The 22,211-nt window shown below is 67.7% G+C and carries 9 protein-coding genes and 2 tRNA genes; all 11 read left to right on the forward strand.

Annotation, left to right across the window (positions count from 1 at the left end; all coding sequences use genetic code 11):
- The first annotated feature begins 171 nt into the window (after positions 1-171).
- The 11 genes from recA to V7060_RS07780 all read left to right on the forward strand — a co-directional run bounded on the left by recA (position 172) and on the right by V7060_RS07780 (position 21,982).
- Positions 172-1,203, forward strand: a complete 1,032-nt coding sequence (gene recA / locus V7060_RS07730) for a recombinase RecA (RefSeq protein WP_334178671.1) — start codon at positions 172-174, stop codon at positions 1,201-1,203.
- A 32-nt stretch (positions 1,204-1,235) separates the two neighbouring features.
- Positions 1,236-1,739 carry a recombination regulator RecX gene (recX, locus tag V7060_RS07735; RefSeq protein WP_334178880.1) on the forward strand — a complete coding sequence of 168 codons (504 nt, stop codon included), beginning with the start codon at positions 1,236-1,238 and terminating at the stop codon, positions 1,737-1,739.
- 93 nt (positions 1,740-1,832) lie between these two features.
- A complete protein-coding gene (gene alaS / locus V7060_RS07740) occupies positions 1,833-4,484 on the forward strand; it encodes an alanine--tRNA ligase (RefSeq protein WP_334178672.1) in 2,652 nt (883 codons plus the stop codon).
- A gap of 151 nt (positions 4,485-4,635) precedes the next feature.
- Complete coding sequence (gene csrA / locus V7060_RS07745; RefSeq protein WP_334178673.1) at positions 4,636-4,845, forward strand: carbon storage regulator CsrA; 210 nt, start codon at positions 4,636-4,638, stop codon at positions 4,843-4,845.
- A 74-nt stretch (positions 4,846-4,919) separates the two neighbouring features.
- Positions 4,920-5,012: transfer RNA gene (locus V7060_RS07750), tRNA-Ser, on the forward strand.
- Between the two features lie 182 nt (positions 5,013-5,194).
- Positions 5,195-5,271 (forward strand) — tRNA-Arg (locus V7060_RS07755).
- Between the two features lie 149 nt (positions 5,272-5,420).
- The gene (locus tag V7060_RS07760) at positions 5,421-6,221 is read left to right on the forward strand and encodes a 4'-phosphopantetheinyl transferase superfamily protein (RefSeq protein ID WP_334178674.1); all 801 of its coding nucleotides are present in this window, start codon (positions 5,421-5,423) and stop codon (positions 6,219-6,221) included.
- A 127-nt stretch (positions 6,222-6,348) separates the two neighbouring features.
- Positions 6,349-7,743, forward strand: a complete 1,395-nt coding sequence (locus tag V7060_RS07765; protein ID WP_334178675.1) for a TIGR03013 family XrtA/PEP-CTERM system glycosyltransferase — start codon at positions 6,349-6,351, stop codon at positions 7,741-7,743.
- Between the two features lie 207 nt (positions 7,744-7,950).
- Entirely contained in the window at positions 7,951-15,348 is a 7,398-nt protein-coding gene (locus tag V7060_RS07770; protein WP_334178676.1) for an amino acid adenylation domain-containing protein, read from the forward strand.
- On the forward strand, positions 15,345-21,125 hold the full coding sequence (locus tag V7060_RS07775; RefSeq protein WP_334178677.1) for an amino acid adenylation domain-containing protein: 5,781 nt from the start codon (positions 15,345-15,347) through the stop codon (positions 21,123-21,125). Before V7060_RS07770 ends, V7060_RS07775 begins: the two co-directional genes overlap by 4 nt.
- Positions 21,122-21,982: a hypothetical protein gene (locus tag V7060_RS07780; protein ID WP_334178678.1), complete on the forward strand. Its 861-nt coding sequence runs from the start codon at positions 21,122-21,124 to the stop codon at positions 21,980-21,982. Before V7060_RS07775 ends, V7060_RS07780 begins: the two co-directional genes overlap by 4 nt.
- The last annotated feature ends 229 nt before the right edge of the window (positions 21,983-22,211 follow it).

Here is a 22,211-nt window from a genome sequence, read left to right on the forward strand (position 1 = left end):
CGGGGTTCCGACGTCACCGGATGGCGTTTCCCGATGCCAGCGTGCGCCGCGCCCCGATGCCGGCCAGCCCGTGTCGACGACTAATTTCACTCCTGCCCGTAGCGTCGCAGCCTGTGCGATGGGCTCCCTCCACACTGACCGCACCTGACCACATTGACTAGGACCACGACGATGGACGAGAACAAGAAGCGCGCCCTTTCCGCGGCACTGACCCAGATCGAGCGCCAGTTCGGCAAGGGATCGGTGATGCGCATGGGCGACCGGGTCATCGAACCCGTCGAGATCATTCCCACCGGCTCGCTGATGCTGGATATCGCCCTGGGGATTGGCGGCCTGCCGCGCGGTCGCGTCGTGGAAATCTACGGTCCGGAATCCTCGGGCAAGACCACGCTCACCCTGCAGGCGATCGCCCAGTGCCAGAAACAGGGTGGCACGGCCGCCTTCATCGACGCAGAGCATGCGCTGGACCCGATCTACGCCGCCAAGTTGGGCGTGAACGTGGACGACCTGCTGCTGTCGCAGCCGGATACAGGCGAGCAGGCACTGGAAATCGCCGACATGCTGGTGCGCTCCGGGTCCATCGATATCGTGGTGATCGACTCCGTGGCGGCGCTGACGCCGAAGGCGGAAATCGAAGGCGAGATGGGCGACCAGCTGCCGGGCCTGCAGGCCCGCCTGATGAGCCAGGCACTGCGCAAGCTGACCGGCAACATCAAGCGCTCCAACACCACCGTCATCTTCATCAATCAGCTGCGCATGAAGATCGGCGTGATGATGCCGGGCCAGAGTCCGGAAGTGACCACCGGTGGCAACGCATTGAAGTTCTATGCCTCGGTGCGCCTGGACATTCGCCGCATCGGCGCGATCAAGAAGGGCGACGAGATCATCGGCAACCAGACCAAGATCAAGGTGGTCAAGAACAAGCTGGCGCCCCCGTTCAAGCAGGTCGTCACCGAAATCCTGTATGGCGAAGGCATCAGCCGGGAAGGCGAACTGATCGATATGGGCGTGGAAGCCAAGCTGGTTGAGAAGGCCGGCGCCTGGTACAGCTACGGCAGCGAGCGCATCGGGCAGGGCAAGGACAATTCCCGCACCTTCCTGCGTGAAAACCCCGCCATTGCGGCCAAGTTGGAAGCCGAACTGCGCGAGAAATTCCAGCCGGCCGAAGCGCAGCGTGAAGAAAGCGCCGACGACGGCGAATAAGCCGGAGGCGAGCGTGAGGGGCCTGCGCGATGGTGGATGAGCAAAAGGCGGCAAGGGCCGGACGCCGCAGGCCGGCCCAGCTGACCCCATTGCAGCGAGCATTGGGGCTGCTCACCCGCCGGGAGCATTCCAGGCGCGAGCTGTCCCGCAAGTTGAGTTCCCGTGGTGTGGATGCGGCTGATGTGCGATCGGCCGTGGACCGGTTGGCGGATGAGGGTTGGCAGAGCGACACGCGCTTTGCCGAAGCCTTGGTGCGCTGCCGGGCCTCGGGTGGTTATGGTCCACTGCGGATCAAGGCCGAGCTATCCACCCACGGGCTGGATCGCGAGGCGATCGCAATGGCGATGGCCACCTTCGATGGCGACTGGACCGAAACGGCGTGCGACCTCGTCCGCCGGCGTTTCGGTCCAGGCCGCCAGATCGATCAGGCGCAGCGGCGCAAGATCGCCGATTTCCTGGTCCGGCGCGGCTTCGACGCCACTGCCATCCGTGCCGCCAGCCGGCTTGAGCCTGACGACTGGGACGGGGTGGCCTGATAATCTAGGGCATTGGGTTGCTTCCACCCGGCCGTGCCTGCAAGTTGCGGGAAGCGCGGTGCAAGGAAGCGCCTTCCAGCCAATGCCCGCCAGATGACCACTCCCAAGACCTTCACCACCTCCCAGATCCGACAGGATTTCCTTGATTTCTTTGCCGGCAAGGGCCACACCATCGTGCCGTCCGCCTCGCTGGTGCCCGGCAACGACCCCACGCTGCTGTTCACCAACTCCGGCATGGTGCAGTTCAAGGACGTATTCCTGGGAGCGGAAAAGCGCAGCTACGTGCGCGCAGCCGATGTCCAGCGCTGCCTGCGGGCCGGCGGCAAGCACAACGACCTGGACTCGGTCGGCTACACCGCACGTCACCACACCTTCTTCGAAATGCTGGGCAACTGGTCCTTCGGCGACTATTTCAAGAAAGAGGCCATCGGCTGGGCGTGGGAACTGCTGACCGAGGTCTGGAAGCTGCCGAAGGAGCGCCTGCTGGTCACCGTGTACCACAACGATGACGAAGCCTACGATCTCTGGCACGGCATGATCGGCCTGCCTGCCGAGCGCATCGTCCGTATCGGTGACAACAAGGGCGCGCCGTACGCGTCGGACAATTTCTGGCAGATGGCCGACACCGGCCCGTGCGGCCCGTGCACGGAGATCTTCTACGACCATGGCGACCATATCGCCGGCGGTCCGCCCGGCTCGCCGGATGAGGACGGCGATCGTTACATCGAGATTTGGAACAACGTCTTCATGCAGTTCGACCGCCAGCCCGACGGTACGCTGGTGCCGCTCCCTGCACCCTGCGTCGACACCGGCATGGGGCTGGAACGGCTCGCGGCGGTGCTGCAGCACGTCCATACGAACTACGAGATCGACCTGTTCCAGGTACTGATCCGCAAGGCGGCAGAACTGACGGGCACTCGCGACCTCGAGAACAAGTCGCTGCGCGTCATCGCTGACCACATCCGTGCGTGCAGTTTCCTGATCGTGGACGGAGTGCTGCCGTCCAACGAGGGGCGCGGTTACGTGCTGCGCCGGATCATCCGCCGGGCCCTGCGCCATGGCTGGATGCTGGGCATGCGCCAGCCCTTCTTCCACCAGATGGTCGGTACGCTGTCGGAGCTGATGGGCCAGGCTTATCCCGAACTTCCCGCGGCGCGGGAGCTGGTCGGGCGTGCGCTCAAGGCCGAGGAGGAACGCTTCGCCGAAACGCTCGATTCCGGCATGCGCATCTTCGATGATGTCGCGGCGCGGGTAACGGATGGCGTGATTCCTGGCGCCGACGCATTCAGGCTGTACGACACCTATGGTTTTCCGGTCGACCTGACGGCCGACATCGCGCGCGAGCGCGGACTCACGGTGGACATGGCCGGTTTCGAGGCCGCCATGGCGCAACAGCGCGAAACCGCGCGTGCCGCCGGCAAGTTCACCTCCAGCACCGGTCTGCCCGCTGACCTGGTCGCCCAGCTCTCGCCGACGGTGTTCCTGGGCTATGACCAGCTCGATGCGGGCGGATTGCAGGTGGTCGCGCTGCTGAAGGACGGTCGTCCCGTGCAGTCGGTGGAAGCGGGCGACGAGGCCGTGGTCATCCTGGACCGTACGCCGTTCTACGCGGAATCCGGCGGCCAGGTCGGCGACACAGGCTTGCTGGCCGAGCAGGGCGTGGAGTTCGAGATTGCCGACACGCTGAAGTTCGCCGGCCAGTTCCATGGCCACGCCGGCCGCGTCGCGAAGGGCGCGCTGAAGGTGGGCGACCATGTGGTCGCGTCGGTGGATGCGGCGCGGCGCGCCAGCACCATCCTCAATCACTCCGCCACGCACTTGCTGCACGCGGCGCTGCGCGACGTGCTGGGTACCCACGTGCAGCAGAAGGGATCGCTGGTCGCACCGGACCGCCTGCGTTTCGACTTCTCGCACTTCCAGCCCATGACGGCGGCCGAGCTTGCCGAGATCGAGCGTCGCGTCAACGCGCAGGTCCGTGCCAACAATGTGGCCGAGGTGCACCGGATGGGCATGCAGGAGGCGCTGGATTTCGGCGCCATGGCGCTGTTCGGCGAGAAGTACGGCGAACAGGTACGCGTGCTGAAAATGGGCGACTACTCCACCGAACTCTGTGGCGGCACCCATGTCGGCCGTACTGGCGACATCGGCTTGTTCAAGCTGGTCGGCGAAAGTGGCGTATCTGCGGGGGTGCGGCGCATCGAGGCGGTGACCGGGCAGGGCGCCCTGGACTACGTGGCCGACGAAGAGCGCCGGCTGTCCGAGGCGGCGAGTCTGCTGGGAGGCAACACCGGCGAGATAGTCGAAAAGATCCGGGGCTTGGCTGATCGGCAGAAGAAGCTGGAGCGCGAACTTGAAGCGCTGAAGGCCAAGGCGGCATCCAGCGCCACGTCGGACCTGGGCAGTGCGGCCGTCGAAGTGGGCGGCATCCGTGTGCTGGCGTCGCGGCTGGAAGGCTTCGACGCCAAGGCGCTTCGCGATGCGATGGATCGCCTGAAGCAGCAACTGGGCGATGCCGTGATCGTGCTGGCCGGGACGGCGGACGGCAAGGCGGCCCTGGTGGCCGGTGTGAATGGTGCTGCAACCGGCCGGGTCAAGGCGGGGGAACTCCTCTCACATATCGCCGGTCAGATCGGCGGCAAGGGCGGTGGCCGCCCGGATCTCGCCCAGGGTGGTGGTGAGGACGGGTCCGCCCTTGCGACAGCCTTGAAGGGCGTTCCCGAGTGGGTCCAGCAGCGGCTCGGCTGACCCCCAGCGTTGGACCAATCGCCGCTTGCGGCCGTGCACCTCCGGCCGCTAACATGCTTTAGGTTCATGAATGTACCAAGAAGCCGCCGCCCCTTTTCACAGGGGCCGTGCGCCCCCGGCACTATCCTTTGCCGGACTACGGAGAAGAAACATGTTGATCTTGACCCGCCGTGTCGGCGAAACCCTGATGATCGGCGATTCGGTCACGGTGACCGTGCTTGGCGTGAAAGGCAACCAGGTGCGCATCGGCATCACCGCGCCCAAGGATGTGGCCGTGCATCGCGAAGAAATCTACCAGCGCATACAGCGTGGCGAAGAGATTTCCTCGCCGTCCGCCTCGGAAAACGTGACGTCCGATTGATTTTGTTTGCCGCCTGCGCGGTGAGCCGCTATCCTATGCGGCCGCTGCAGCCTGGCTGCAACGTGCGTCAAACCGGAGTGATGCCCGAGCGGCTGAAGGGGCTCCCCTGCTAAGGGAGTATAGGGTCAAAAGCCTTATCGAGGGTTCGAATCCCTCTCACTCCGCCAGTTTGAAGTTCGTCGCGATGCATCCCCTGGATGCACGCATGCGGTAACGATGCCTGTACTGCAAAAATTCCCGCATTGCTCCATCTCCCGAATGCGTTTTCCATGGCGCGCGCGGATGCGAGAAAGAAGTAGAAAAAAGATTGACGAGTGGAAAACGCTTCACGCATAATTCCGCTCCTCACGCGCCCGTAGCTCAGCTGGATAGAGTACCTGGCTACGAACCAGGCGGTCGGGAGTTCGAATCTCTCCGGGCGCGCCATTACAACGCAAAGAGCCAGCGGTCATCCGCTGGCTCTTTGCGTTTCTGCGTCCGCAACCGCGTCCGGGCATCGCGCTGGATGGCCTGTTCCCGCTGTTGCATCCGTGCATGCATGTAGTCGTGCTTCCCTGCGCGCTCGTGACCCTCGCATGTCCTTCGTACCCACGCGCCATCCGGAATGCTCCCGTCGTGTCTTGCCCGTTGCGGCGACATTGCTGGTGTCGGTATTTCCGCATGCGTTCGATGGTCAGTGCTTCGATCGACTGCTGAAGCGTGGCGTCGTGGTGGCGGCGTTCGCGCTGGACGACTGGCGGAACTGGATCGGCGACGCATTCGACATGCTGGACGCACGCGAGCGCGAGCGCGTGCAACGCCAGCGGCAGGCGCATTACCGGGACCATCTGGCATTGGCCTATGCCCTGCATCGTCTCGTCCTTGCACATGCCCTGGGGATGCCGTACGAGCGCGTGCCGTTGAGGCGCGATGCGCGGGGACGGCCGCTGGTCGAGGGGGTCGAGGTGGACACCAGCCTGAGCCACGCCGAGGGTTATGTGGCAGTGGCGCTGGGGCTGGCGGGTCCCCTCGGCGTGGACATCGAGCCTGCCCATCGCGCAGGCGTCATGCCCGAGATCGCCGAGCGGATATGCCATGCCGATGAGGTCGCCGACATGGCGGCGCACGGCGGTGCGGGGCAGGGCGCGGCCCTGCTCGAGCTGTGGGTGCGGAAGGAGGCATTTCTCAAGGCCGCAGGCGTGGGGCTGGAGCGCGAGATGGAGAGCTTCGCGCTGCCCGAGGGACGTGCGCAGGCCCTGCACGCGGGCCAGCCAGTCCAGAGCGTCGTCGACCTGCTGGACCTTGGGCCGTCCGTTGCCTGCGCGGTGGCAAGGGTTCCAGGGGTGCCGTGCGTCGCTGGCTGGCTACGTCCGCAACAGTGGCTCGAACGACGCTAGGGGTCTGTCCGGATATGTCACGTTTTGCGTTTTTGGGTGGAGAAGGGCACCTGGGCCGGGTGCTTGTTCATGCGGCAAGGCCGCGTGATGGCGTGCAACCGGACTCGGCGTACAGACGGGGAAAGCAATGAAATCGACTCATGCCAGCCACAAGTCCAGGGCCATCCGGTTCCTGTGGCTGCTCGAAATAGTGATTATCGTGCTGGCGGTGCTGGGCTCGGCCTGGCTGCGCTTCCTGAACGACCCCACGACGCACCTGGAATTCGTCGAGCATGCGCCGGCGCGCGCCCTGCTCGTGGCGCTGTGCCTGACGGGCGCGATGGCGGCCTTCGGCTTGTATCAGGTGCATATGCGCCACAGTCGCATGGATTTCTTCCTGCGCTTCCTCATGTCGTTCGTACTCGGCGGCATCGCGCTGCTGGTGCTGTACTACGTGATACCGCAGGCCTATATCGGCCGTGGCGTACTGGCGCTCTCGCTGCTGATCTCGGCGGGAGGCATCGTCGCGGTGCGCATGCTGTCGGTCAGCCTGTTCCGCACCGACGTGCTGAAGCAGCGCCTGCTCGTGCTGGGTGCGGGCAACAATGCGGACCTCATCAACAGCCGCATGCGGCGCAAGGCCGATCGGCGCAGCTTCATCATCGTCGGGTTCGTGCCGGTGGAGGGGCAGTCGGTGGTCGTGCACGACGATCTGCTGGTGAGGCCGGCGGGTGCGCTGGTGGACCTGGTGGAGGAGATGGAAATCGACGAGCTGGTCATCGCGCCGGACGAGCGACGCGGCGGCCTGCCGATGGAGGACATGCTGCAGTGCGTGCAGCAGGGCGTGAACGTGATCGACCTGTCCACCTTCTTTGAACGCGAAGCGGGCATGGTGCAGTTGAACATCGTCGATCCGTCGTGGCTGGTGTTCTCGGGCGGCTTCGACTACTCCACGCCGCGCCGCCTCAGCAAGCGCTTCTTCGACCTGCTGGCCGCTGGCGCGTTGCTGCTGATGGCCTGGCCGCTGATGCTGTTGACGGCGCTCGCCGTGCGGCTGGAGTCGCCTGGCCCGATTCTCTACAGCCAGGTCCGCGTGGGCGAGCGTGGCAACCACTTCAAGCTGACGAAGTTCCGCAGCATGCGCATCGATGCGGAAAAGGACGGCGTGGCGCGTTGGGCGAGCAAGGACGACGATCGTACGACCCGGGTGGGTCGCTTCATCCGCAAGACGCGCCTCGATGAGTTGCCGCAATTGTTCGCCGTCCTGCGCGGCGACATGAGTTTCGTCGGGCCGCGCCCCGAGCGGCCGCAGTTCGTCGACATGCTGAACGACGAGGTGCGTTACTACCGCGTCCGTCATTGCGTGAAGCCGGGCCTGACCGGCTGGGCGCAACTGCGCTATCCGTACGGCGCGTCGGTGAAGGATGCGGAGGAGAAGCTGAAGTTCGACCTCTTCTACGTCAAGAACCATGGTCTCGTGTTCGACATGATGATCCTGCTGCAGACGGTCGAAGTGGTGCTGTTCGGGCGCGGCGCACGCTGAGCATCCGCGCCGCCCCCGGCGCCCCTCCATGTGGTAGGCGGCAGCGCAGCGCTGCCCGTCCATGCTCCCGCACGTACCCGTCCCTGGACCCGGGTCGCAGCTGACGGGTGCTGGTCACTCCCGACTCTGGCTGGCCTCCTCGCGGCGCGACATACGTTCAGGGAGTGAACAGGGCAAGCCAGCCAGTGATGGCGGGACGGGGGATCGTTGAGTACTTCCGCTGACAGCGTCAGCTACGGGCAGGAAATCCTGTCTGGCGTGGCGGCGTATCCGGAGATTTCCTGGAGGCAGGCGTCGACCGGCGTGGCGACGCGCGCGGAAGCCGCTCTGCCACCATCGCTCGCGGACGTGGCGGCACGGGTGTCCGCCTCCCGCGATGACATCGCCACCGTATTGTGGGCGCTACTGATCGCGCGCCTGGCGAACCAAGCCAGCGTCGTGCTGGCCATCACCGCCGATGGCGTGGGTGTGCTGCCGCTGCGCTTCGATTTCGATGCCGATACGACGCTGGATGCCGCGATTGCGCAGATGCGTCGGCAACGTGGTGCCGATGGCGCACCTTCTGCGCTGTCGCCCGAGTGGCAGGCCGATCTGGGCCACGCGACGGGTGACGATACGCAGCGGGCGTTCCTGGCCGGTGTGGGCGATCTCCCGCAGCGTATGGTGGAACTGGACCTGAGGGTCGCCGACGGCGTCCTGGTGTTGCGCAGTGCGACGGGTGCGTTCTCGCCGCAGGCGCTGCGGAGGATGCTGGACGGTTGGTTGAACCTGCTGGATGGCCTGTGCATCGGCTTGTCGCAGCCGCTGTGCCGGCTGCCGATGTTGACGCCGATCCAGGCGAAGGCGGTGATCGATGCCGGCAGCGGGGCCATCGCATCCCTCCCGGGGGTCGCGGGTGTGCATCGTCTGTTCGAAGCACAGGCTGCCAGTACGCCCGATGCCACCGCGCTGATCCAGGACGGGCGTCGCGTTACCTATGCGCAGCTGGACGCGCAGGCCAACCAGCTGGCGCGCTTGCTGAAGCAGCACGGCGTGGGGCCGGACGAGCGCGTCGCCATCTACGTCGAACGCGGCGTGGAAGTGGTGCTGGGCCTGCTGGCCGTCCTGAAGGCGGGCGGTGCCTACGTGCCGCTGGATCCGACGTATCCCGCCGACCGTCTCGTCTACACCCTGGCCGACAGTGCGCCACGCGTGCTGCTGACGATGTCCGGCATGGAACAGGACGCGCGATCGGTGCTCGGCGAGTTGCCCGACGGACTGGTCGTGGTGGACCTGCGCGACCCGGCGCCGGCATGGACCATGATGCCCGCGCACGTGCTGGACCACGGCGAATGCCGCGTCGAGGCACACCACCTGGCCTATGTGCTGTACACGTCCGGCTCCACCGGCAAACCCAAGGGCGTGGCCATGCCGCATGGCCCGCTGGTGAACCTGATCCACTGGCAGATGCGCGAGCCGGGGAACGGCGCGCCGCTGCGCACGCTGCAATTCTCGGCGCTCGGTTTCGACGTCGCCTTCCAGGAGGTCTTCGCCACGCTGTCCACGGGCGGCACGCTGCTCGCCATCGACCAGGACACCCGCATGAGCGCGGGCAAGCTGTTCGACTTCATCGTCGAGCAGCGCGTGGAGCGCATGTTCCTGCCGTACTTCGCGCTGCAGATGCTGGCGGAAGGCCTGGAAGGCCATCTGGCCGCGCTGCCGGAAGGCCAGCGCCTGGATTGCGCGCTGCGCGAGGTCATCACGGCCGGCGAACAGCTGCGCATCGAACCCAAGATCGTGCGCTTCTTCGAGCAGTTGCCGGGTTGCCGGCTGCATAACCATTACGGCCCGACCGAAACCCACGTGGTCACCGCGCTGACGCTGCCGGAAGATCCGCATGCCTGGCCGCGCCTGCCGACCATCGGGCAGCCCATCGCCAACGCGCGCGTGTACGTGCTGGACGCATGCGGCCAGCCGTCGCCGCAGGGCGTGGTGGGCGAGCTGTATCTTGCCGGCCCGGTCGTGGCGCGCGGCTACCTGCAGCGCGACGACCTGACGGCGGAGCGCTTCCTGCGCGATCCGTTCGTCGATGCCGCCGATGCGCGGATGTACCGCACCGGCGACCTCGGCCGCTGGCTGCCGGACGGCTCGCTGGAGTACCTCGGCCGGCAGGATTTCCAGGTCAAGATCCGCGGCTTCCGGGTGGAGCTGGGCGAGATCGAGGCGCAGCTGATGGCGTTCCCCGGCGTGCGCGAGGCCGGCGTGCTGGCGCGCGAGGACGTGCCTGGCCTGAAGCGCCTGGTCGCGTACCTGTCGCCACAGGACCGCGCCGCGCCGGTGGACATCGAGCGCCTGCGTCGGCACCTGGCCGGCGTATTGCCCGACTACATGGTGCCGGTGGCCTACCTGCAGATGGACGCGCTGCCGCTGTCGCCGAACGGCAAGCTCGATCGCCACAAGCTGCCGGCGCCGGGTCGCCAGCGTCCCGAATGGGCTGGCACGTACGTTGCCCCACGCGATGCGACCGAAGCCGCGCTGTGCCGCATCTTTGCCGATGTGCTGGACCTGGAAGACCTGGGGCGCGACGACCACTTCTTCGACCTCGGCGGCACTTCGCTGCTGGCGATCCGCGTGCTGGAAGCCGCGCGCCGCGAGCGCCTGGGCGACGTGCCGGCGATGGCACTGTTCCATGCGCCCACGCCCGCACAGCTTGCCGCGGCCATGACGGCCGGCCGGCACGAGCCGTTGGAGGCTTCGCGCATCACGGTGCGTCGCGACACGCAGGCGAACGAGCCGATCGCCATCGTCGGCATGGCCGGGCGGTTCCCGGGTGCGGCGACGGCGGAAGCGTTCTGGGACAACCTGTGTGCCGGCCGCGACAGCGTCAGCATGTTCGCCGCCGATGAACTCGACGCCGGCATTCCGGAAGCGCAGCGCGCCAACCCGGCCTACGTCGCGGCGCGCGGCGTGTTCGACGACGTCGACAAGTTCGACGCCGCCTTCTTCGGCATCTCGCCGAAGGAAGCGGAACTGATGGATCCGCAGCAGCGCGTCTTCCTGGAGCTGTGCTGGGAATGCATCGAACGCGCCGGCCATGTGCCCGATGCGACCGACGTGCCGGTGGGCGTGTTCGCCGGCATGTACAACGCCAGCTACTACCAGCGCAACGTGCTGGCGCACCCGGACCTGATCGAGAAGCTGGGTGCGTTCCAGGTGATGCTCGGCAACGAGAAGGATTACATCGCCACGCGCGTGGCGCACAAGTTGAACCTCACCGGCCCGGCGGTCAGCGTGCACACCGCGTGCTCCACGTCGCTGGTCGCGATCAGCCAGGCGATCGACAGCCTGCGCGCCGGCCGTTGCGGCATGGCCCTGGCCGGCGGCATCGCGGTGACATGCCCGGTACGCAGCGGCCATCTCTACCAGGAAGGCGGCATGCTGTCGGCCGACGGCCACACGCGCAGCTTCGATGCCGACGCGAGCGGCACGGTGTTCAGCGATGGCGCGGCGGTGGTGTTGCTGAAGCGCCTGTCCGATGCGATCGCCGACGGCAATCCGATCCACGCGGTGGTGCGCGGCGCGGCAGTGAACAACGATGGCGGCCGCAAGGCCAGCTTCACCGCGCCCAGCAGCGAAGGGCAGGCGGCGGTGATCGCGATGGCGCACGCCGATGCCGGCGTGGACGCGCGCAGCATCGGCTACGTCGAGGCGCACGGAACGGCCACGCCGCTGGGCGATCCCATCGAGATCGAAGGCCTGACCCGCGCGTTCCGCCAGAGCACCGACGACACCGGCTTCTGCGTGGTCGGGTCGGTGAAGAGCAATGTCGGCCATCTGCTGATGGCCGCCGGTGCGGCGGGCGTGATCAAGACGGCGTATGCGCTGCGCGACGGTCGCCTGCCGCCCACCGCGCATTTCCGCCAGGCCAATCCGGTGATCGATTTTGCACGCACGCCTTTCCGCGTGAGCGGCGAGTTGGAGCCGTGGCAGACCGCCGAAGGTCAGCCACGCCGGGCCGGCGTCAGTTCGTTCGGCGTGGGTGGCACCAATGCGCACGTGGTGATGGAGGAGGCGCCGGCGCTCGAACCGTCGGAGCCTGCCGAAGGTGCGCAGCTGCTGACGCTTTCCGCACGCACGCCGGCCGCCTTGCTCGACGCCGCCATCCGCCTCGCCGATCACCTGGAGAGCGAACCGGACGGCAACCTCGCCGACGTGGCCTGGACGCTGGCGGTGGGACGCAAGGCGTTTCCGCATCGCATCGCCGTGGCGAACGACACGACCGCTGCCGCCGTCGCGCAGTTGCGCGGTGCCGACCTGTCCGCCGCCGTCGCGAAGTCGCGGCCGGCGCAGGCGGGCGACGTGGTCTTCCTGTTCCCCGGGCAGGGCTGCCAGTACGCCGGCATGGGCCGCATGCTGTACGCACGCGAGCCGGCGTTCCGCGCGGCGTTCGACGACTGTGCCCGCGTGCTCGACGGGGAACTGGGCCAGGACCTGCGCACGCTGGTGTTCGGCGATGACGCCGAGGCGCTGCTGCCGACGGCGATCATGCAGCCGGCGATCTTCAGCATCGAGTATTCGCTCGCGCGCTGGTGGATGGCGCAGGGCGTGGTGCCGGCCGCGATGATCGGCCACAGCGTCGGTGAATTCGTCGCCGCGACGCTGGCCGGCGTTTTCGCGCTGCCGGATGCGCTGCGGCTGGTGGCGCGGCGTGGCCGCCTGATGCAGGCGCAACCCTCGGGCGCGATGCTGTCGGTGCGCGTGCCGGCGGAAGTGCTGCTCGCGCGCCTGCCGGAAACGCTGTCGCTGGCGGCCGAGAATGCGCCCGGTGCCTGCGTGGTGGCGGGACCGCACGAGGCCATTGCGGCGTTCCAGCAGCAACTGGAGGGCGAGGGCGTAGCGTGTCGTGCCTTGCACACATCGCATGCGTTCCACTCGATGATGATGGACGCGGTGGTGCCGGTGTTCCGTGCGGAGGTCGAGGCGCTGGTGCGCAGCGCGCCCTCGCTGCCCATCGTGTCCACTGCGACCGGCGACTGGCTGCAGCACGAACAGGCCGTGTCCGCCGAGTACTGGGCGCGCCACCTGCGCCAACCCGTCCGCTTCTCGACTGCGATCGGCCGGGTGCTGGATCGTCCGGGACGCGTGCTGCTGGAGATCGGGCCGCGCAATACGCTGGCCTCGCTGTCGCGCCAGCAGCCCCTGTTGCAGACGCAGGGCATCGTCGCTGTCGTCTCGCTGGCCGATCAGGTCCAGGGCGAGCATGCCGCGCTGCTCGGCGCATTCGGCCAGCTGTGGGCGCGCGGCGTCGAGCTGTCGCCCGCGCAGCTGGACCGCCGGCAGCGCCGTTCGCGCGTCCGCCTGCCGACCTATCCCTTCGAAAGGAAGCGCTACTGGGTGGAGCCGCCTGCGGCGGCCGCCGGTAACGCCGTATCCCATGCCGTCATCGCCGATCGCGCGAATCTGGAGTCCCTGATGTCCATCGCCCCCACCCCCGTCGTCCAGGCCGACCGTCGCCCGCGCCTGGCCGCGCAATTGCGCGAGGTGTTCGAGGATGTGGCCGGTTTCGAACTGTCCGAAACCGACGGCGATGCGAGTTTCATCGAGCTTGGCCTGGACAGCCTGATGCTGACCCAGGTGGCATTGCAGTTGCAGAAGACCTTCCCGGTGAAGGTCACCTTCCGCCAGCTGATGGGCGAGTACGCCAGCCTGGACAGGCTGGCGGCGGGACTGGATGCGCAGTTGCCGGCCGAGCCGGTGCAGGCGCGCGAGGTCGTGGCGCCGGCGCCGACCGCCGGGTCCGCCCCTACGGCGCCGCCACCACCTGCGGCCGTGGCGTTCACCGGCGCACTGCCGATGGCGGCCGACGGCGACGCGATCCTCAGCGTGGTGGCCCAGCAGATGCAGCTGATGTCGCAGCAGTTGGCGCTGCTGGCCGGCGTGGCGCCTGCCTCCACCGCGGGTGCCATGCAGGACGCGATCGCGGCATCGCCGCGCCAGCACACCGCACCGGCCAGCGCGGTGTCCGCGGCGCCTGCAGCGGCCGGCGACGACGACGCGGCGCTGGCGCATACGCGCTACGACCTGAAGAAGGCATTCGGTGCCATCGCCCGCATCGATGCGACCGGCGGCATCGAGCTGGATCTGCACCAGCGCGAACGCCTGGACGGGTTCATGCGCCGCTACACCGCGCGCACGCCGAAATCGAAGGCCTACACGCAGCAGCATCGCGGCCACATGGCGGACCCGCGCGTGGTCACGGGCTTCCGTCCGCTGACCAAGGAAATCGTCTACCAGATCGTCGTGGAGCGTTCGAAAGGCGCGCACGTGTGGGACATCGACGGTCACGAATACGTCGATGCCCTGAACGGCTTCGGCACCAGCCTGTTCGGCTGGCAACCGGATTTCGTCGTGGACGCCGTCAAGCGCCAGATCGACAACGGCTACGAGATCGGGCCGATGCATCCGCTCGCCGGCGAGGTATCGCAACTGGTCTGCGAACTGACCGGCCACGACCGCGCCGCGCTGTGCAACACCGGCTCCGAAGCCGTGCTGGGCGCCATGCGCATCGCGCGCACGGTGACCGGCCGCGAGACCATCGTGGTGTTCTCGGGTTCGTACCACGGCATCAACGACGAAGTGATCGTGCGCGGCACCAAGAAGCTGCGTGCCGTGCCCGCCGCGCCGGGCATCCTCAGGAACACCGCCGAGAAGGTACTGGTGCTGGAGTACGGCACGCCGGAGACGCTGGCGATCATCCGCGAGCGCGCGCATGAACTTGCCGCCGTGCTGGTCGAGCCGGTGCAGAGTCGCCGCCCGGATTTCCAGCCCGTCGAGTTCCTGAAGGACGTCCGCAAGATCACCGCCGACGCCGGTGCCGTGCTGATCTTCGATGAAGTGATCACCGGTTTCCGTTCGCACCCGGGCGGCGCGCAGGCGCTGTTCGGCATCCAGGCCGACCTGTGCACCTACGGCAAGGTGGTCGGCGGCGGTTACCCGATCGGCGTGATGGCGGGCAAGCGCGAATACATGGATGCACTGGATGGCGGGTACTGGCAGTACGGCGACGACTCCGTCCCGCCGGCCGGCGTGACGTATTTTGCCGGCACGTTCGTGCGGCATCCGCTGACGCTGGCGGCGGCAAAAGCGTCATTGCTGCACATGAAGCAGCACGGCGCGGCCTTGCAGCAGCGGCTCAACGAGCGCACCGCGGCGATGGCCGAAGAGGTCAACACGTTCTGCGCCAAGGTCGGCGCACCGTTGCGCATCAAGCACTTCGCCTCGCTGTGGCGCACGCACTTCGAGGAAGACCATCCGCTGCAGGACCTGCTGTTCGCGATGATGCGCAGCCGCGGCATCCATATCCTCGACAACTTCCCGTGCTTCTTCACCACGGCGCACAGCGAGGCCGATTTCCAGGCCATCATCCAGGCCTACAAGGAGGCCGTGCTGGAGCTGCAGGAAGCGCGGCTGCTGCCGGGCAACGGCAGCCAGAGCGTCCCCGGCACGATGGAGGCCGACCGGCCGGTGGTGCCCGGAGCACGCCTCGGTCGCGATCCGGACGGCCGTCCCGGCTGGTACGTGGCCGACCCCGACCAGCCCGGTCGATACTCCAAGGTGGACGCATGAGCGCAATGCCACGGACGGGCCAAGGCGGCCACACGCGCGTCGACTACGATCCTTTCGCCGGCGGCGCCCTGCAGCGCGTCGTGCCGACCACCGAACCGCAGCGCGAAGTGTGGCTGGCGGCCAAGCTGGACCATGATGCTTCGCTGGCCTACAACGAATCGGTGTCCCTGCGCCTGCGCGGCACGCTGGATGTCGAGCGGCTGCGGGTAGCGCTGCGCAGTGTGGTCGAACGGCACGACGCATTGCGTGCCAGCATCGGCCCGGACGGCGAGAGCTTCTGCGTGCTGGAACCGCAGGCGCTCACGGTGGCGTTCGAGGATCTCTCCGCCCTGTCGCCGCAGGCGCGCGACGCGGCCGTGCTCGCGCGGCGCGAGCAGGGCGTCGACACACCGTTCGTCCTCGAACGGGGTCGCCTGTTCCGCGCCGAGCTGCTGCGGTTGCAGGCGGACGACCACGTGCTGCTGATGCATGCCCACCACATCGTGTGCGATGGCTGGTCCTGGTGGGTGATCGTGCGCGAACTCGGCGCACTGTACCGCGATGCGTCGGTGTCGCTGCCACCGGCCGACTCGTTCGCCGGCTATGCCGTCGACATGGCGACGCATCCGCACGGCGATGCCTGCGCGGACGACGAACGCTACTGGTTGTCGCGTTTCTCCGGTGAGCTGCCCGTGCTGGAACTGCCGCTGGATCATCCGCGGCCGATGCACCGCACGACCGCCTCGGCGCGCGAGGACCGCATGCTGGACGCGGCATTGACGAGCGGACTGAAGAAGCTCGGCGCGGGCCATGGCGCCAGCCTGTTCGCCACGCTGCTGAACGGATTCGCCGCGCTGATGTCGCGCATCAGCGGGCAGGAACGCGTCGTCGTCGGCATCCCCGCGGCGGGCCAGTCCGTGGACGGCCATGAGCATCTGGTCGGCCACTGCGTCAACCTGCTGCCGCTGCGCTTCGACCTGGACCACGCGCGCAGTTTCGCCGACAGCCTGGATGCAGCCCAGGAAACGCTGCTGGATGCGCTGGACCATCAACGCTACACGTTCGGCACGTTGCTCAAGCAACTGCGCGTGGCACGCGACCCTTCGCGCACGCCGCTGATCAGCGTCCTGTTCAACATCGACCAGGCGCTGGATCCGGCCAAGACGGGCTTCCAGGACCTGCAACTGGACTTCACCACCAATCCGCGCAGCCACGACAACTTCGAGTTGTCGGTGAACGCCGTGCAGGTGGACGGGCAAGTGCGGCTGGAGTGCCAGTACAACCGCGATCTTTTCGATGCCGCGACCGTGCGGCGCTGGCTGGCTGCGTACGAGACGCTGCTGCGGTCCGCCGTCGACAGCCCCGGAGCGCCGATGGCGCGGCTGCCGCTGGTGGATGCGCCGGCGCTGGCGGAATTGGCGGCCCTGCAGCCGGCGCCGGTCGCGTTCGACCGCCACTGCCTGATGCACGAGCATTTCGAAGCCCAGTGCGATCGCTCGCCGGACCGCATCGCGGCGCGTCATGGCGACGCCAGCCTCACCTACCGCCAACTGGAGGCGCACGCCAACCGGATTGCGCACCTGCTGCGTCGCCACGGCATCGGCCGTGGTGCGCTGGTCGGCCTTGCGCTGGACCGCGGGCTGGACATGCTGGCCGCGTTGCTCGGCATCCTGAAGGCCGGTGCCGGCTATGTACCGCTGGACCCGGCATTCCCGCAGGGACGGCTGGCCTACATGGTCGAGGATGCCGGACTGGCGGCCCTGGTGACGCAGGACGCGCATGCGGGGCGACTGGACCTGCGCGGGCGCCCGGTGCTTGCGCTGGACGCGTTGGCATCCGCCCTGGCGGCCGAACCGGACGGTCGTCTCGGCCGCGATGCGTCCGCGGCCGACGCCGAGTCGACGGCCTATGTCATCTACACCTCGGGTTCGACCGGCAAGCCCAAGGGCGTGCAACTGCCGCATCGCGCCGTGGCCAACCTGATGGCGAGCCTGCAGCGCTCACCGGGCATCGACCCGGATGATCGCCTGCTCGCGGTGACCACCCTGTCGTTCGACATCTCGGTGGTGGAGATGATCCTGCCACTGAGCGTCGGCGCGCAGGTGGTGATTGCCGACAAGGCGGTCGCCGGCGATGGCCAGGCGCTTGCCGCGCTGTTGCAGGACGCGCGTGCGACCGTCATGCAGGCGACGCCGGCGACGTGGCGCGTGCTGCTGGAAGCGGGCTGGAAGGGCAATCCCGCGCTGAAGATCTTCTGCGGCGGCGAACCGATGCAGCCCGACCTCGCGACCGCATTGCTGGCGCGCTGCGGACAGCTGTGGAACCTGTACGGTCCGACCGAGACGACGGTGTACTCGACGGGCATGCGGGTCATGCCGGCGACGGACGGGCAACGCTGGCCCGTCATCCATATCGGCCGTCCGCTGGACAACACGCAGGTCTGGATCATGGATGCGCAGGGGCAACTGTGTCCGTACGGCGCAGCCGGCGAGATCTGCATCGGCGGCGAAGGTGTGGCGCGCGGCTATCTGAATCGTCCCGAGCTTACCGCCGAACGCTTCCTGCCCGATGCGTTCGCCGACGCCGCGCGCGGTTTCGGCACCGACATCCCGTCGCCCACGCTGTACCGCACCGGCGACCGTGGACGCTGGCGCGTGGACGGCTGCATCGAGCACATGGGCCGTCTGGATTTCCAGGTCAAGGTCCGCGGCTTCCGCATCGAGCTGGGGGAAATCGAAGGCCAGTTGCTGTCGCATCGCGATATCTCCCGTGCCGTCGCGATGGCGCGTGAGGACCGTCCGGGCGATGTGCGTCTGGTGGCGTATGTCGTGCTGGCCGACGGCGTGGTCCTGGACGATGCGGCGCTGGTCGCGCATCTCAAGCTCAACCTTCCCGACTACATGGTGCCGCAGCATTTCGTCCGCCTGCCGGCGATTCCGCTGCTTCCCAACGGCAAGGTCGACCGCGGCGCGCTGCCGGCCCCGGAGATCAACGTCGCGCGTTCCGGCGATTTCGAGCCGCCGCGCACCGCGCTGGAGCAGCAGGTCGCTGCGATCATGGCCGGCGTCCTGGGACTGCCGCAGATGGGACTGCGCGACAACTTCTTCGCCAGCGGCGGACACTCGCTGCTCGCGGCCCAGCTGACCTCCCGCCTGAACCGGGAGCTGTCGCTCGGCCTGTCGCTGCGCACGCTGTTCGATGCGCCGACGGTGGAGAAACTGGCGGCCACCATCGAGTCCGCCTCACCGGACACGCTGCCTCCGCGACCGCCGATCCTGCACCGGGCCGACCAGCGCGAGGCGCCGCTCTCGCTGATCCAGGAACGCCTCAAGCTGATGGAGGAGTTCAATCCGGGACAGTTGACCTACAACACGCCATCCGCGCACTGGCTGGCCGGCGCACTGGACCTGCCGAAGTTCGAGCAGGCGTTCCAGGCAGTGATGCAACGGCAGTCGGTATTGCGCACCACCATCGAGGAGCGCGACGGCGATGCCGTGCAGGTGGTCCACGACCGCATGGACAGCGGCCTGCTGGACGTGGAAGACCTGACCGCGATGCCGCTGGCCGAGCGCGAACGTTTCCTCGCGCAGCGCCTGAAGGGCATGATCGAAACGCCGTTCGAACTGGTCGGCGCGCCGCTGTTCCGTGCGCGCCTGTTCAAGTTCGACGACAACCGTCATGCGCTGCTGTTCATGACGCACCACATCATCTGGGACGGCTGGTCGTTCGACCTGCTCTATCGCGACCTCGCGGAAATCTACGCCGCGCTGCTCGAAGATCGTGCGCCGGTGCTGCCGCCGTTGCCGGTGACGTATGGCGACTTCTCGGTGTGGCACCACGAATGGGTGACCAGCGAACGCTATGCGCGCCAGCGCGAGTTCTGGCGCAACAAGCTGGGCGCGACCTACGAGGCAGGCGAGGGCGGCACGCTCGACCTCTCGCGGGGACGCAGCAAGCGCGGCACGGCCTCCGGGCGCGGGCTGGCGCAGGGCTTCCACATCGACAAGGCACTCGGCGACCGGCTGCGCAAGGTCGGCCTGGGCATGGACGCCACGTTGTTCGTCGTGCTGCTGAGCGCCTATTTCGTCCTGCTCAACCGCATCACCGGTCGCCGCGACATGGTGATCGCCACGCCCGTGCGCGGTCGCAACAGCGCCGATGTCGAAGAATTGATGGGCTACTTCACCAACCTGCTGCCGCTGCGGGTGAAGATCGACCCCGCGTTGCCGTTCTCCGAGGCGGTCAAGCGCGTCAAGGACGTGGTGCTCGACAGTTTCGCCAACCCCGACATCCGCCTGGAGGAAGTGGCGCAGGAACTGAGTTCGCGCGGTGGACAGCGCATGTCCGCGCTCTACCAGACGCTGTTCTCGATGCAGGACATCCGCCAGCGCGTGACGCGGTGGGGCAACCTGGACCATGAGCGACTGGAGGTTTTCCAGCCGGGCGCAACGGAGGATCTCGGCCTGTGGATCCTGGAGCGCGACGACGGAATCATCGCCAGCATGGTCTACAACGCCGATGTGCTGCTGGAGGAGGATGTCACGACGTTGCGCGGCCACTATGTCGCCCTGCTGGAACGCATCGCGTCGGCGCCGCACGACCACGTCGAAGCGCTCGGCGACTTCACCCTGCCTCCTGTCGTGCAACGACGTGACACGACAGGTGCGCCCGTGGCCACGGATGGCAGCGACCGCGCGCCGGCCGTGGCGCGCACACCCGGCCAGGACCCGCGCATCACCTATCTGATCGAGGTGTGGTCCGGGATGCTCGACACCCGAGTCTCGGCGAGCGACAACTTCTTCGACCTGGGCGGCCACTCGATGCTGGCCGTGCAGATGGCGAGCCGTGTCGCCAAGGACACCGGCGCGAAACTGAAGATGATGCCGCTGGCCACGCAGACCCTGGCGCAGTTGGCGATGGAACTGCCGTCGTCGATGTTCGCGCAGGAAGACAAGGACGCGGTATCCGCGGTGGCCACGGAGGCGGGGGCCGATGCGGGCAAGGCGTTCTTCTTCGGTCCGGCCGACCGGCGCCTGTTCGGCATGCGCCATCGGCGTGACGGGTCGTCCGACGGGGCCGCGCCGAGCCTGCTGTGCGTGGCGCCGTTGCTGCAGGAAGGCATCATGAGCCAGCGCGCCCTCTGGACGCTGTGCGAGGCAGTCGCCGGCCAGCAGGGAAGCGCGTTGCGCTTCGACTGGTTCGGCGCGGGCGACTCCGCGGGCGATACGCGGCAGTTGGGCCTGGAGGGCATGCAGCGGGACCTGCGGATCGCCGTCGAGCAGATGGGGGCCGGTGCGCTTGCGCCGCGCACGCTGGCGTTGCGGAGCGCCTGCCTGCCCGTGCTGTTGTCGGCGAGCGCCGGCGCCGCGCCGGTCGACCTGGTGCTGTGGGATCCGGTCGTGCATGGCGCGCCCATGGTCGATCGCTGGCGCCGCCAGCACCAGGAACAGATCAAGGACGTGGGTCGTTACATCACGCGCCGCGGCCATGCGACCGCGGCGGACGAACTGCTGGGTTTCGACGTGGCGCCGTCGTTCCTGGACGCCTTGTCCGCACTGGATTTCCGCGCGCGTCCATTGCCGTCGGGGAGCCGCGTGCACGTGGTCGTCTGGCGCGTCGATGCCGACGTCCAGGCGTTCATCGATACGCAGCAGGCCGCAGGGGTCGCGGTGCAGGTCACGCACCTGGCGACCGACGACAGGCCGCCCTGGGACGATCCGATGCAGTTCGAGAACCAAGCGTTGCCACGCCGCAGCGTGGTCCAGTTGGCCGCGCTTCTGACGGAGACACAGGCATGACGGTCATGGCGGTGGACATCACGCGGATGACGGACGCGGACGCCGCGCCGGGCATCGTGGAAACGGCGCACACGTTCGGCGATGGCCTGGTCGGCGTACTGACGCGACCGGCGGGCACACCGGCCGGTACCGCGCTGGTGCTGTTGAATGCCGGCCTGCTTCCACGGGTCGGACCGTTCCGCACGTATGTGCAGGTGGCGAGGTCGTTGGCGGCAGAAGGCTTCGTCGTGTTCCGTTTCGACCAGTCGGGGCTGGGCGACAGCCCGGTGTCGTCGCAGGCGGGCGAAGGACGCAAGCGCAGGGAAGCCGTGGCAGCGATGGACGTGGTGGCGCGCGAGACCGGCGTGCACCAGTGCGTGCTGGGTGGACTGTGTTCCGCGGCGGACGATGCGTTCAACATCGCGCCGGCCGAAACGCGGGTGACCGGACTGCTGCTGCTGGATGGCGTGGCATACACCACCTTCCTGTACCGGCTGCGCTACTACCTGCCCCGCCTGATGCACCCCGGCAAGGTCCTGCGCGGCCTGCGCCGGCTGCTGCGACGGAGTGCGCCGACCGCCCAGGAGACCATCGACCCGAACAGCTTCCGCGATTTCCCGAGCCAGCCGGAAGCGATCGAGCGGCTGAAGGCACTGGATGCGCGGGGCGCCAGCGTGCTGATGCTCTATACCGGGGGCATCGAGCGCTACTACAACCACCAGCGTCAGGCGAAGGAGTGCTTTGGCCCGGTCATGCGCTCACCGCGCATGAGCACCGAGTACTGGGCGGACTGCGACCATACGTTCTACGCCCGCCGCCACCGCGAGCGGCTGTCGGCTACCGTGGTCGCGTGGATGAAGGCGCGCTACGCCGGCTGATCACGCGTCCCGTCGTTCCGGTGTCCGCCTGCTGACACCGCCTCCCGCCGCGGTCCACGCGGCTTCCCGTGCAGCCGGTTTCGGTCCGCATGCGATGCATGACGCGGCGTGCCGAACAGGGATCGCTGCCGCATGCGGGCGAGGCCTGCTCGCCGCACCCATCGTCATCGCGTGTCCAGAGCCAGCATGCACACTGCGCACGTGGCGATGCTGAGGTGTGTGCGCTCCC

Origin of the sequence: Pseudoxanthomonas sp. (genome assembly GCF_036845285.1) — a bacterium.
In the GTDB taxonomy this organism is placed as follows: Bacteria; Pseudomonadota; Gammaproteobacteria; order Xanthomonadales; family Xanthomonadaceae; genus Pseudoxanthomonas_A.